Raw genomic sequence first — 13011 nt, forward strand, 5'->3', positions numbered from 1 at the left:
TTTAATGAGAAATTTACTAAAGGCTGATGACCTCATGCTGCCTGCTTCCACTGCAAAGAAAAAGCGCGTACGCTGAATTGATTATTCACTATATTGAACAATTCTCATGAAAGAGATGAAGACGGATGCGCTGTGGGAACATCTTCATTGGCTGACGATACTGGCAGAGCAGGGCAGTTTTACCCGCGCGGCTGAACGGCTGGACGTGAGCAAAGCGTCGATGAGCCAAAAGATTAAAGAGTTGGAAGCGATGGCGGGTGTGTCGCTGGTGCAGCGCACTACGCGCAGCGTGCGCTTGACCTCGGCAGGCGAGAAGCTGGTTGAGGATTTGCGCGAGCCCTTTGCGCGCATTGAACAGAGTTTTTTCAGCGTGCGTGATACCGCCGGACCCGTTCGTGGTTTAGTCCGCGTAACCGCGCCGGTTGCATTTGCCCGCCAACACTTAGTGCCGCTGATTGGGGATTTTTTGCGTGAATTTCCGCAAGTACGATTGCAACTGGATGTTACCGATCGCATCGTCTCGCTAAGCAGCGAAGGATTTGATTTAGCGATACGCCACAGCGACACCCTGCCTGAAACCCACGTCGCACTGCCGCTGTGTGAAACGCGTACGCTGCTGGTGGCGTCACCCGGTTATTTGGCGCAACAGGGCCAGCCGAAAACGCCTGAGGATTTGGCGCAGCATAACTGCCTCTATTATCCCCGTGGTGTTGAATCACCTCGCTGGGCCTTTGCTGCTACGCACAGCAGTGAACGCGTGCAGGTGCGTATTCAGGGCTGTTTTGCCACCAATAACAGTGAGTCGATTAGGGATGCAGCACTGCAAGGATTGGGGATCGCAATGCTGCCGGACTTTAGCGCCAGCGAGGCGTTAAAGTCCGGCTCATTGCAGCAGGTGTTGGCGGACTGGCAAGCTGTCGATGCCTTTGCGGCTCAATTATGGATTGTGCGCCCATGGGCAGCACAGGTGCCGCGTGCAGTAACGACATTTGCGCACTGGTTACGCGCGCGCTTTGCTCATTACTGATGGCAGCGCCAGCGGCGCCGGTGCCGCACCGTGTACCATCTCACCAATCAGGCTGGTGCGATTGTACAAGCCAAGCCGCAGGTTAAAATCAAGATGCAGACGTTCATTCCCGGTCAGTTTGATGATGGGCGGTGGCGTCTGCGGACGCTGCTGAAACAACACGGAGCGAGCAAAAGCATCGCTGTTGTCGGCGTGCAATCCCTGATAGAAAAAGGCGTTGGCTTCACCCTTGCGCAGATAAAAGTTAATGCGGCGATATTCACGAATCGCGACTTGCTGTGCCAGCGACAGCAATTGACGTGAAGGATTATCAATGTTCTGCACAATCAGCGCGAAGTCATCGCGCTTTTTCATTTCCTGAAAATAGTTCTGGATACCGACGTTTTTCACGGGGGCCAGCTGCCTTAACCATTCACGCATAAAGGGATTTTGCGGAGCGGCAGCCAGAAACCAACCTTCAGTCACCGGCGAAAGGAAATTGATCGTTGAGCTTTCACGATAATATCCAATTAAATCCATTGGACGTTCCTGATGCACTTTATGTACCCAGGAAAGATCCTCAAATAATAGCGTGCTGCAATCAATCCCAATGCCGCCATAACGATAGAGCAGCTCAAGCCTGATAATGTCACTTTTGTGGGCTGGGGTCAGATCAGATGAAATAAATCTGAGATCCGGTAACCATTGTGAGAGCGTGCGTCGGGTAATAATATTGACGTCGTGATCGGGATTATCCTGGCGTAATTTCTTAATATTTATCGCCATTGATTTTGGCAGATGGTCATCGTGCCAATACATCCAGACAATTTTAGGGATGTCTGGCAACGATTTTTGCTGCGACATCAACACCACATTCTGTTCCTGCCTGGGATCATATTCAGGCGCACGGACTGCGCTCTGTTTTTTCTTATTCCAGAGCATTTGGCTGGTAAAGGATATTCTTTTCCAGTTGCGCCATAACTTATGCGCAGGACGTTGGCTAAATAGAGTCATGGTGCACCTGTTATTATCATTATACCCATTAAATTAACGCTGCAGATGCGGTCTTTGTCCCAGTCACTTACTGATGTAAGCGCCCAAAGATTTACGCGCTTGCCGACGTGCTGCAACCTGAATTAATGAAAATAAACATCTTCATCATTCATGCTGCAAATAGCCTGCTCTGCTCCCGCTTCCCTTAACGACTTACCGCAGTAAGTTTTAGGGTATTAACACGCTTGCCGCCTCGATTAAACTCAAACTATTTAGGGATAAAACCCGCTACATTTTTGGCGGCATATGCATGCCTGCAACGCGAATTGCATGGGTAGATTATGGTTTTCCCTGATGATGACGCAGTGTTAAGCGCGCGATAGTTTCCTCACGGCTGTGTAAAATTGCACTGCACCTTCTTAATAAAACATTCCTAACGCATTAGCTATTTCTTTTTCAGACTTTAGGAAAAACCGGAATTAAATCGATCAGGAAGAATTTATATTAAGTTAGCCAATGTTAATCTTTTATATAAGATTTATTACTGCTGCACGTTTTTTTAATTAAGGAAGTTCTTAATTTTTTACTGTACTCTCCTGCTACAGCAGGGTTTCAAACATTCAGGTCGGACAGTTGAGCTTAACTCCGTGCTTTAACGCGGCTCATCTATAGGTTGGCTCGCACCGAGCAACGGTGATTGTCTACGCTTAAGGAAGGCTTACAGAGAAAGGAGACGATATGCAGCATGAATCGAGTGGTTTGCTGGCGGTAGATAAACGAGGCAATCGTGTACTGTTTCTCAATCCTGAAACTTTTGCGGTGCAGCAAGAGTTAAACGCCTTTCCACCGAGACCACATGAATTACTGATGCTCACACCGTGGGAAAAAGCGTATGTGCCGATCTACGGTGATGGCATTCACGGCGATAATCCGCATCCTGGTCATAAAGTGGCGGTGATTGATTTACGGCGTCGTGAGATCAGCGGTTTCATTGATATGTCGCCGCTGCGTGCGCCACACAGCGGCCAGTTGGGACGAGACGGCAAGGTTTACCTCTGCTGTGAAAACAGCGCGATGGTTGCGGTGATTGATCCCGCGACCGACAAAGTGGAAAAAACCATCCCCATTCCCTCGCACAATGCGCATCGCCTTACGCTGTCACCCAGCGGCCGCAAACTGTTTACCGATAACGAAGAGGACGCCAGCATCACGGTGGTGGATTTGTGTGAAGCTGAGGGGCGCGTCATTGACAATATTTTATTGCCTGGCCCGATTGCGGGGATCGCTGCTTCACCAAAACATCCCTATCTGGTGGCGAGTGCTGCCGATGCGCCGTCGCTTTATGTGATCGATCGACAAAGCCATCGCATTCGTCAGCGGCTGGCGCTGCCGGGTCATCAACAACCTTGTCAGGTGGTGCGCTTTAGCCCGGATGGCGAAATGCTGGTAGCAATAGGTGATGGTGAACCGATCGTGACGCTGTTTGACGATCTGCTTAATCCGTTGGGCGATATCGTGGTAGGTAATAAACCGATGGATGGGTGCTTCAGCGCCGATAAACAGCAGTTACTGATAGCCAACGAAGATGATGGCACGCTGAGTGTGATTGATTTAGCCCAGCGAAAAGTGATTGCAACACCGCGCGTGGGCACGGGCTGCGAAATACTGAGTTACTTCAAGCTGGATTAGATAAAAGGGCGGTGATAGATCGCTGAACTCCAGTGGCGGCTGCTGGCATGTTTTTCAGCCTGCCAGCCGCGTTTACGCAATTCACGGGCAATCATCTTGTTCATAATGCCGTGCCCGAGCAGCAGCACGGTACCGCGTTGGGAATGTTCAATCAGCTTGTCAGCCGCTTGTGAGGCGCGTCGGCGCGCGTGCCGCAAGGATTCCGTTTCTCCCGCATAGCCACACAGCCACAATAAGCGCAACAGCGTCAGCCAAACCGGGGTAGGCAGATGAACCCGTTCAGATCGCAGTAACGGAATCGCCACTTCGCTGAAGAGATCATCGATTTCCTGTGGATGTAAACCGAGCTGGACGAGAGAGGAACGGGCACGCGGCAGCGGGCTACAGACCACCACTGCGGCCTGGCGAGCAATATGGATACTGCGTTCAGGTGGCAGATCGCTGACCAACGCGAGATCGTAAGCTTCGCACCAGTCAGCCAGCGCCTGCGCGTTGATCCGTCCCCCCACATGATGGTCGGGTTTACCGTGTCGCATCAAAATAATCGTCATAACACTCCTGCGGTATCTCCTTTTTAGGGTAATGCATTGTCGCCATATGCCAATCAGCTAACGCATTTTCGGAATAAACCGCTGTTGTCATCACGTTGTCATAGCGCTGTGCGACAACAGCAGGCGATGAAAGGCATCAGGCTGCGACTGCCTTTAATGATAAGAAAAAATACTCTTTAACGACGCGTTGAATCTTTTTATTTGCGCTATATCGTCACTAATAGGTTGAATTAGCAATAAAAAAAGAAAATGACGCGTTGTAATAATGAAATTACCTTAACATTTTAAGGTAACGTTGCTTGATTTATCTACGCGCGTAGATACACTGTGGCCACAGTGATTGCTCTGGGTGCTTGAGGCACGGTAGGCGCAATAATGGTGATGTTACTTTCGTCTGGTTTACGCGACCGATTAACATAAGATCGGCGGTAAAGACGGAAAATAAGATTCCAACACCAGGGAATTCTTTAATGACCTTTCATCATGGTTAGCCAACTGAACGTCTCTGCCGGGCTGTTCTGCTGATAAGCAGAGAATTGACCCACGGAAGGGCGTTTATCCAACTGCATTTTTCAGGGATAGGGTTATGGCAGCACAACATTCCGTTAAGCAACAGGCATCACTGTCTTCCACTTCTGCCGCCGATGCGCGGTTTAATACCTCTTCCGGCCGCAAAGACTTCTGGCGCGCCACGTTCTCTTGTTGGCTAGGCACGGCAATGGAGTATGCAGATTTCGCACTCTACGGCCTCGCTGCGGGCATTATCTTTGGGGATGTTTTTTTCCCGGAAGCGACGCCCGCGATGGCATTACTTTCTAGCTTTGCAACCTGGTCAGTTGGCTTTATAGCCCGCCCGATTGGTGCCCTTTTTTTCGGCTGGCTTGGCGATCGTAAAGGCCGAAAAGTCGTGATGGTCACTACCATTATCTTAATGGGTGCTTCAACCACCTTAATCGGCTTAATTCCCAGCTATGCCGCCATTGGCGTGTGGGCACCCGCGTGTTTGGTGCTGCTGCGCTTCACGCAAGGGTTGGGCGCAGGGGCGGAGCTTTCTGGCGGTACGGTAATGCTAGGAGAATATGCGCCGGTTGAACGTCGTGGCCTGGTTTCTTCTGTGATTGCGCTGGGGTCGAATAGCGGCACGTTGCTGGCTTCACTGGTGTGGCTGCTGGTGGTGCAGATGGATCAGGAGAGTTTGCTGGCATGGGGCTGGCGTATTCCCTTTCTCAGCAGCGTAGTGATTGCACTGGCAGCGCTGTGGATCCGCCGTAACCTGCGTGAAACGCCGGTTTTCGAGCGCAAAAAGGCGGAGCTTGAAGCTGAACGAGCGCAAACCCTAACCACGCATCGTCAGGATGTAGATAGCCGCCCATTCTGGCAGCGTACCCGCGCTTTCTGGACCATGGTGGGGCTGCGCATGGGTGAAAACGGGCCTTCTTATCTTGCTCAAGGTTTTATCGTGGGCTATGTCGCTAAAGTGTTGATGGTGGATAAATCGGTGCCAACAACGGCGGTATTTTTAGCTTCGCTGCTGGGTTTTTTGGTGATTCCACTGGCGGGTTGGCTCTCCGATCGTTTTGGTCGCCGTATTGTTTACCGGGTGTTCTGCCTGTTGTTGATGATCTATGCATGGCCTGCCTTTACGCTGCTTGATACGCGTGAGACGGCAATTGTGATCCCGGTCATTGTCGTGGGCATGGCGCTGGCGTCGCTGGGTATCTTTGGCGTGCAGGCGGCGTGGGGCGTGGAGCTGTTCGGCGTCAATCATCGCTACACTAAAATGGCGGTAGCCAAAGAGCTTGGCTCAATTTTGTCTGGCGGTACGGCGCCCCTGATCGCTGCCGCAATGCTCTCTTATACCGGACATTGGTGGCCGATTGCCGTCTATTTTTCTGCCATGGCGGCGATTGGATTCTTCACTACTTTTGTTGCGCCCGAAACGCGTGGGCGCGATCTCAACCTGCCAGAGGATGCGATTTAATCTGGCAATATTTGCTCAGCTGCGGAGTGTGCTGGTGCGCTTCGCACGTTGATTTAAGGAGACGCCTTGGCTAAACAGCCGACAGGTAAAGTGACACGCAGTGATGTCGCAAAAGTCGCAGGCACGTCGGTGGCGGTGGTCAGTTATGTCGTGAATAACGGGCCGCGCCCGGTGGCGGAGGCTACCCGGCAGCGCGTGCTTGATGCCATTAAGCAAACCGGTTATCGGCCTAACGCAGCTGCGCGTGCGTTGGCGTCTGGCAATACCAAGACTTTTGGCTTAGTAGTGCCCAATATCAGCAATCCTTTCGTTGCCTCAATGGCACACATGCTGCTGCAAGAGTCGCTTAATCACGGTCACGTTATGTTGCTTGGCGACGCAGGCGATGACCGTAAGCGCGAGCTCGAACTTATTCAGGGTTTACTCAACCGTCAGGTTGACGGTCTGTTTTACAACAGCGTCGATCGCCATCCCTATATTGATGTGATCAAAGCCAGCGGCACACCGTTGGTGATGCTGGATCGCGTTGAACCGCAGCCGGGTGTTGGCATGCTGCGGGTGAATGAACGTCAGGCGGCGTATCAGGTTTGTGCGCATTTGCTGAGCCACGGTTATCAGCGTGTCGGCATGATCAGCGGCCCAAAAGAGATGCTGAACGCGCAAGATCGTGTCCAGGGTTGGCGCGACGCGATGGAGGAAAAAGGCTTAACGGTGGATGAATCACTGATTTTTCCCGCCAGCTATTCGCGGCAGGGCGGATACGATGCCGGCCTGCAAATGCTCGCCAATAATCAGATGCCGCGCGCCTTATTTACCAGTAATGAAGGACAGGCCATTGGCTGTATTCGTGCCTTTGCTGAACAAGGCATTCGGGTTCCAGAAGATGTGGCGTTGGTCTGTTTTAACGGTACCGAGCAATCTGCCTTTCATGTCCCTACTTTAACCACTGTACGCCAGCCGCTGCGTGATATGGCGCGAAGCGCCATTGCCATGCTGAAAAACTGGGATGGCGAAGCGAAGCTGGAAGAGTTTCCGCATCAGCTTGAAATTGGTGAATCTTGCGGCTGTCAGGTCAGCATTAACCTAAGAAGAAAATGAAAAGAATTATTATTGATTGTGATCCGGGAAACGGCATTGCGGGTGCCAACACTGACGATGGGCTGGCGATTGCGTTGGCGCTGGCATCGCCTATGTTATCGCTGGAATTGATTACTACCGTTGCAGGAAACACGCCCTGCGAAACCGGTGCGCAGGTAGCAAAAGATCTGATTGTCCGGCTCGGGTTGGATATTCCCGTGGTGCAGGGCGCGACGCAGGCCTTGCAGGAAGATCCCGCACCCTGGCGTGAAACGCTGGATAAGCGGGTTGAAAAGCTGGAGCTTGTGAAGCTGTGGCAAGGCGTGCGTCAACCCGATGCTGTAATGGCTGACGGTGACGATGCAGCCGAGGCGATGGGCAAACTGATTTGTGATAATCCCGGTGAGATCACGCTGGTGGCGATTGGGCCGCTGACCAATGTCGCACTGGCGATGCAGCGCTATCCGGCGATGGCAGAATCCGTGGCAGAAATCGTTATTATGGGCGGCGTCTTTGCCTTAGATGACTACATCAAAGACACCAATTTTGGTGTGGATCCCGAAGCCGCGCATTATGTATTACACAGTGGCGCAACGTTGACGCTGGTGCCGATGGATGTCACCACGCAAACCCTGCTTACCCAGCAAGATCTCACACGGCTCACCGATATTGATCATCCACTGACGCAGTTTGTGCGTGAAACGTTGCGCCCGTGGATTGACTATTCCATGCGTACGCGTCGTCTGCCGGGCTGCTGGATCCACGATGCGCTGGTCGTCGCCTGGCTACTCAATCAGCGCGTTGCTTACGGCATCGATTATCGGGTCGATATCGAACTGCGCGAAGGGGCAACCCGAGGTAAAAGCTGGCGGTATCGTCAACCGCTGCGCGTTGATGTTGGCATTCCTGCTCACTGCGGCGCGCTGGTGCATGTGCTCCACAGCGTGGATAACGATGTATTGCTGGCGATTATTCAAAAGGCATTTGCCAGTCTGAAAAACTGACTTTTTGGGCGATTATCTCGCCCATTTCCCTTCTCACATCTCCAGACACGCTTATTTACAGCCTGAAGCAGAGGCTGACAATTAGTTAGCACGCTAATCCTTTCTGACATGATATATACAAAAGCTTAACAAGCTCGTAACTCAGCAACGGGTTGCGCCCACAATAATTTCGGCCAACGAGCCGGAAGCCTCTCAGACAGGATACTCCTATGTTTAACTGGACTTCGACCCAGCGGAATGTGGCGTTTGCTAGCTTCGCCAGCTGGACGCTGGACGCCTTTGACTTCTTTATCTTGGTGTTTGTATTGAGCGACCTCGCGCAATACTTTCACACCTCCGTTTCTGATGTATCAATAGCGATCATGTTGACGCTGGCGGTGCGGCCGATTGGTGCGCTGCTGTTTGGTCGGTTAGCGGAAAAATATGGTCGAAAACCGATCTTGATGCTGAATATCGTGCTGTTTTCACTGTTTGAATTACTTTCAGCCTGGTCGCCTAGCTTCGGTGCTTTTCTCGCGTTCCGTGTTATTTACGGCGTGGCAATGGGCGGGATATGGGGCGTGGCGTCATCGCTGGCGCTAGAAACCATTCCAGACCGCTCGCGCGGCTTGATGTCAGGTATTTTTCAGGCGGGTTATCCTTGCGGCTACCTGCTGGCATCGATCATTTTCGGGCTGTTTTTCGAAACCGTGGGCTGGCGCGGCATGTTCCTGATTGGCGCGGTGCCTATTCTGCTGCTGCCGTTTATCTATTTCAAAGTGCCTGAATCACCGGTGTGGTTAGCGGCGCGTGAACGTAAAGAGAGCTCGGCGCTGCTGCCCATTATTCGACAGCACTGGAAGATGTGTATTTATATGGTGCTGTTGATGGCCTGCTTTAACTTCTTTAGCCACGGCACCCAGGATCTTTATCCCACTTTCCTGAAAGTTCAGCATCAGTTCGATGCGCATACGGTCAGCATCATCGCCATTAGCTACAACATTGCAGCCATGCTAGGCGGTATTTGCTTTGGTGCGTTGTCGGAACGTATTGGCCGTAAAAAAGCGATTATCCTGGCGTCCTTTCTGGCATTACCCGTGTTGCCGCTCTGGGCTTTTTCCAGCGGTTCATGGGCCATTGGCGCCGGTGCGTTTTTGATGCAGTTCATGGTGCAGGGCGCGTGGGGCGTAGTGCCCACTTACCTGACGGAACTGGTTCCCGCTAATGCACGCGCGGTGTTACCAGGCTTTGTTTATCAGTTAGGTAATTTGATTGCTTCAGTGAATGCCACGCTGCAATCACGTATTGCCGAAGCGCACAGCGGCAATTACGGATTGGGCATGGCGATAGTGGCGGGTACGGTGGCGATATTGATCTGTGTACTGGTGGCGTTTGGCCGCGAAACGCGCGGCATTGAGATTTCAGGTGCGCCAGCGAAAGCGTCCCCTTAACGTGCTTCGCACACGTCCACCCATTTCGCCGCAGTGAGATCGGCCATTTGCTGTGGCGTAATACGCACGGCGCTATGGATGGCGCCCGCTGCCGGTAGCACTTCATCGAAGCTGCGCAGCGACACATCACAATAAACGGTGAGCGGGTTTTCCAGGCCAAATGGGCAAACGCCGCCAACCGGATGCCCGGTCCAGTTGATCACTTCATCCACGCTTAACATGCGTGCTTTAGCGCCTAGCGCCGCTTTCAGTTTGCGATTATCAAGCCGTGCATCGCCGCACGTAACAATCAAAACCACTTCACCTTTGACTTTCAAGGACAACGTTTTGGCAATTTGCCCTGGCGCAACGCCATGAGCGCGTGCAGCCATATCTACCGTGGCGGTGCTTTCTGCCATCTCAATAATGTCAATTTCAGGGGCGTGTTCGGCAAAGAACTGGCGGACCGACTCCAGACTCATCTTACTCTCCAGGCTAATCGAAGGCATAAAAACTGCCATAAGCCAGGAAAGCTGTAAACGAGATAAAGAGAGAATTCGTAACAGAATGCGCAGGAATCAGGTTGGATTTAGGGTGCAGTTACCACATTGCTCAACATCAGGAATGCGGTAGCGCTGACAGCAACTGCGACGCACCATCTGACCATTACGCGGCAGCATGGTGCGATAGAGCGGATTATCGCTACCATCCAGCAGGCGGCTGGTAAAAAACAGCGCTTGTTCAAGCTGTAACACCACATGCTCTTCCAATTGGGTTTTCAACTCACCAAGAAACCAGGAGAAAGAGAAACCCATGTTATTCCAGATGAGCCTTGCGTTGATGTCACCGTGCTGAGCAATGCCATTCACCACAGGAATCAGGTGTTGCTGAATGAGTCGATCAATACGCTGTTGCGCATTGAGATAGTGCGCGTCTTCATCTTCCTGCACATCAATCCAAAAGGTGCAGGGATAGCCGTTTTCATGAAACGCCACGCGTATGTGCTCTACAGAACAGTCTAGCGCGCGCGGTTCAAGTAATAGCGCCAGCATCAGCGGTGGCAACAGCAGGCCAAAGTACCACTGCGCCCACAAGGATTGCACCGGTTTGGCTTCACGAACGGCCTCAGGATGATTGCGATAGAGATAATCACTGTAACGCTGGGTAAGTGGGATAAACGCATCGGAAGAGGACCATTCCGCTAACGTCATCGTTGGCGTGGTGGGCTGTCCAAACTTAATCACTTCCAGCATGTAGCTACGCTGCGTGCGCATCAGCTCATGTAAAACATCCGCCAGCGACTGATGATTTTGCATGAAAATCACCGGTTGGGCGCTAAAACGATGTTGCTGTTCAGATACAGTTGCCATGCCAACTCGCAGCGGAAAGTGGAGATAAGAAAGCAAATGATAATCGTTATTGATTCTATCTACAAGCTGAGTGAGCGTGCTGGATATTCTGTTTAATTTGTAGGGTTTAATTAAGTCATTAATAGGAACTTATAGGGCAGAATAGTGCAAGCGATGGATAAATCAATATTATTGCCCACCATCGCCGCATTAATTAATGTGCTTCACTGGATGACATGACAGTGGATTTTGGTAAATCCTCCCAGGCAAGAATTGTATTTCTTCCCTGATTCTTCGCCACATATAACGCACGGTCAGCGTTCGCAACAGCCTGATCAAATTCGTTATCATAGATAGGCGCAATCCCGGCGCTAATAGTAACGTGAGTAGAAACACGTTCGTTAAAGCGATGAGGAATTTCTAAATCCACCACATACTGACGAATTCTTTCAGCCAGTTTCATGGCTATCGAGGCATTGACGTTGGTCATTAATACCAAAAACTCTTCACCGCCGTAGCGTGTGACTACATCACGCGAGCGTACCGCATCACGAATCGCTATTGAAACGCGTGCCAGCGCCTGATCGCCCATCGCATGACCGTAATTATCGTTGTAGGCTTTGAAGTGATCGATATCCAGTAACAGCACATAATGGCTGCCAGCATGATTATCCAGAATATTGTCTAAACGGTTTTTTAGCCCGCGTCGGTTATACAAACCCGTCAGCGGATCGAGCATGCTGAGATCGCTAAAATTCTCTTTTTCTTCATAAAGTTGGTGCATCAATCGCAGGGTGAAGTGATCGGTGCGACGTCGCATCAGATGCTGCAAGGAGAAGCCGATCAACGGCAGGGCGATGGTCAATAAAATCAATGCAAGGTGTTCGCCATTGTCCAGCAGCAGCACGGTTAACACCGGCGGCGTGATATTCAGACAGAAAGCCAGCAGATAATCACTCAAGGCGATGGCGCTAATGAAGAACACGCTCAACAAGCTGATGATCAAAAAGCTGCCATCAAAATAAAAAACCAGATGGTAGCGATAGTTAATATGCCAGGCCCACAAGGCGCCAAGAATGAAAGCAACAGGATTTAATAGCGGTAATTTTAGTTTTGGCTTGATTAAATACAGGGCTAACAACGCTGCGCTTAAAAGCGTAACGAGGATAACCGGCAGCGTCATTTCACTTTTCGCCAGGCCTATCATCGGCGCCAGACAAAATAGCGACACGGCGATATTTAAAAATAATAAAAGCATCAGCGATAGCCGATATTTGCTGTGTTTCAATTCATCATAAGATTGTATTTTCATTATAAGTACTCTTGACGGCCCTGAAATACCAAAGCGCAAGCCGGCAGAAAATATTCTGCGACGGACAATAAACAAATTATTGCTGTGTTCTAAAGAGAGTTATCGGCCGCAATTTAGCATTTTCCAACTGGTCTGTCATCTTCCCGGCCAGGCAAAGTAAAAACAGGCTGCAGGAAGAGAATAATTGTCATATGATAATGGGAATGCTTATCATTTGAGGGGTTGGGCAATGATTATGGCGATGGTTGCCGCCTGCGGTTTGTGGGGATTCAGCTGGATGATGGGGAAAAAACTGGATAGTGCGTGGGGAATATTATTGCCCTGCGCAGCGCTGCCAATATTTGCGCTGTGGGAGCCGAGTTTTAGCCAATGGCGAATCGTAATGATTGTGGCGCTACTGCTGACAGTGGTGATGTTGTTTAATCGTCACCTGCGTCATTACCTGCTGTTGCCCTCTTGCCTGGCATTAGCCGGTGGATTAGCAGCAGTTTCAGTGAATTTTCACGCGGTATGATTGTTTAGCGTTAGGAATAGCGGGAAGTACAACAGAAAGGAGGACAACGTTGGTGCGAAGAGAGGGACTTGAACCCTCACGTCCGTTAAGACACTAACACCTGAAGCTAGCGCGTCTACCAATTCC

At 51.0% G+C, this 13011-nt stretch carries 12 protein-coding genes; 7 read left to right on the plus strand and 5 right to left on the minus strand.

Annotated features, from left to right (window positions below):
- Nucleotides 1–106 precede the first annotated feature (106 nt).
- A complete protein-coding gene (locus tag SC127_RS12760; protein ID WP_243078653.1) occupies nt 107–1027 on the plus strand; it encodes a LysR family transcriptional regulator in 921 nt (306 codons plus the stop codon).
- On the opposite strand, the gene SC127_RS12765 is transcribed toward SC127_RS12760, so the two are convergent.
- Entirely contained in the window at nt 1001–2020 is a 1020-nt protein-coding gene (locus tag SC127_RS12765) for a glycosyltransferase family 32 protein (RefSeq protein WP_215847710.1), read from the minus strand. The genes SC127_RS12760 and SC127_RS12765 overlap by 27 nt on opposite strands.
- Nucleotides 2021–2737: 717 nt before the next feature.
- Between SC127_RS12765 and SC127_RS12770 the strand changes: the two genes are divergently transcribed.
- A complete protein-coding gene (locus tag SC127_RS12770; protein ID WP_243078652.1) occupies nt 2738–3688 on the plus strand; it encodes a WD40 repeat domain-containing protein in 951 nt (316 codons plus the stop codon).
- Here the strand turns inward: SC127_RS12770 and SC127_RS12775 are convergent.
- Nucleotides 3685–4239 carry a histidine phosphatase family protein gene (locus SC127_RS12775; protein WP_215847709.1) on the minus strand — a complete coding sequence of 185 codons (555 nt, stop codon included), beginning with the start codon at nt 4237–4239 and terminating at the stop codon, nt 3685–3687. The two genes, SC127_RS12770 and SC127_RS12775, sit on opposite strands and share 4 nt — an antisense overlap.
- Nucleotides 4240–4825: 586 nt before the next feature.
- Between SC127_RS12775 and SC127_RS12780 the strand changes: the two genes are divergently transcribed.
- The 4 genes from SC127_RS12780 (at nt 4826) to SC127_RS12795 (ending at nt 9731) form a co-directional block, all read left to right on the plus strand.
- On the plus strand, nt 4826–6220 hold the full coding sequence (locus SC127_RS12780) for an MFS transporter (protein ID WP_243078651.1): 1395 nt from the start codon (nt 4826–4828) through the stop codon (nt 6218–6220).
- Nucleotides 6221–6286: 66 nt separating this feature from the next.
- Nucleotides 6287–7318 (plus strand): LacI family DNA-binding transcriptional regulator, encoded by a 1032-nt coding sequence (locus tag SC127_RS12785; RefSeq protein WP_243078650.1) that lies wholly within the window; start codon nt 6287–6289, stop codon nt 7316–7318.
- Entirely contained in the window at nt 7315–8301 is a 987-nt protein-coding gene (locus tag SC127_RS12790) for a nucleoside hydrolase (RefSeq protein ID WP_332626761.1), read from the plus strand. Before SC127_RS12785 ends, SC127_RS12790 begins: the two co-directional genes overlap by 4 nt.
- A gap of 209 nt (nt 8302–8510) precedes the next feature.
- On the plus strand, nt 8511–9731 hold the full coding sequence (locus SC127_RS12795) for an MFS transporter (protein WP_215847707.1): 1221 nt from the start codon (nt 8511–8513) through the stop codon (nt 9729–9731).
- Here the strand turns inward: SC127_RS12795 and SC127_RS12800 are convergent.
- The 3 genes from SC127_RS12800 to SC127_RS12810 form a co-directional block, all read right to left on the minus strand.
- Nucleotides 9728–10192 (minus strand): YbaK/EbsC family protein, encoded by a 465-nt coding sequence (locus tag SC127_RS12800; RefSeq protein WP_215847706.1) that lies wholly within the window; start codon nt 10190–10192, stop codon nt 9728–9730. The two genes, SC127_RS12795 and SC127_RS12800, sit on opposite strands and share 4 nt — an antisense overlap.
- 96 nt (nt 10193–10288) lie before the next feature.
- Nucleotides 10289–11080, minus strand: a complete 792-nt coding sequence (gene fhuF, locus SC127_RS12805; RefSeq protein ID WP_243078649.1) for a siderophore-iron reductase FhuF — start codon at nt 11078–11080, stop codon at nt 10289–10291.
- 193 nt (nt 11081–11273) lie between these two features.
- The gene (locus SC127_RS12810; RefSeq protein ID WP_332626764.1) at nt 11274–12371 is read right to left on the minus strand and encodes a GGDEF domain-containing protein; all 1098 of its coding nucleotides are present in this window, start codon (nt 12369–12371) and stop codon (nt 11274–11276) included.
- 229 nt (nt 12372–12600) lie between these two features.
- Here SC127_RS12810 and SC127_RS12815 point away from each other — a divergent pair, with 229 nt between their 5' ends.
- Nucleotides 12601–12885 carry a DUF1435 domain-containing protein gene (locus SC127_RS12815; protein ID WP_243078647.1) on the plus strand — a complete coding sequence of 95 codons (285 nt, stop codon included), beginning with the start codon at nt 12601–12603 and terminating at the stop codon, nt 12883–12885.
- Nucleotides 12886–13011 lie beyond the last annotated feature (126 nt).

Source organism: Pantoea sp. T14 (genome assembly GCF_036663535.1).
Taxonomy (GTDB): Bacteria; Pseudomonadota; Gammaproteobacteria; order Enterobacterales; family Enterobacteriaceae; genus Pantoea; species Pantoea phytostimulans.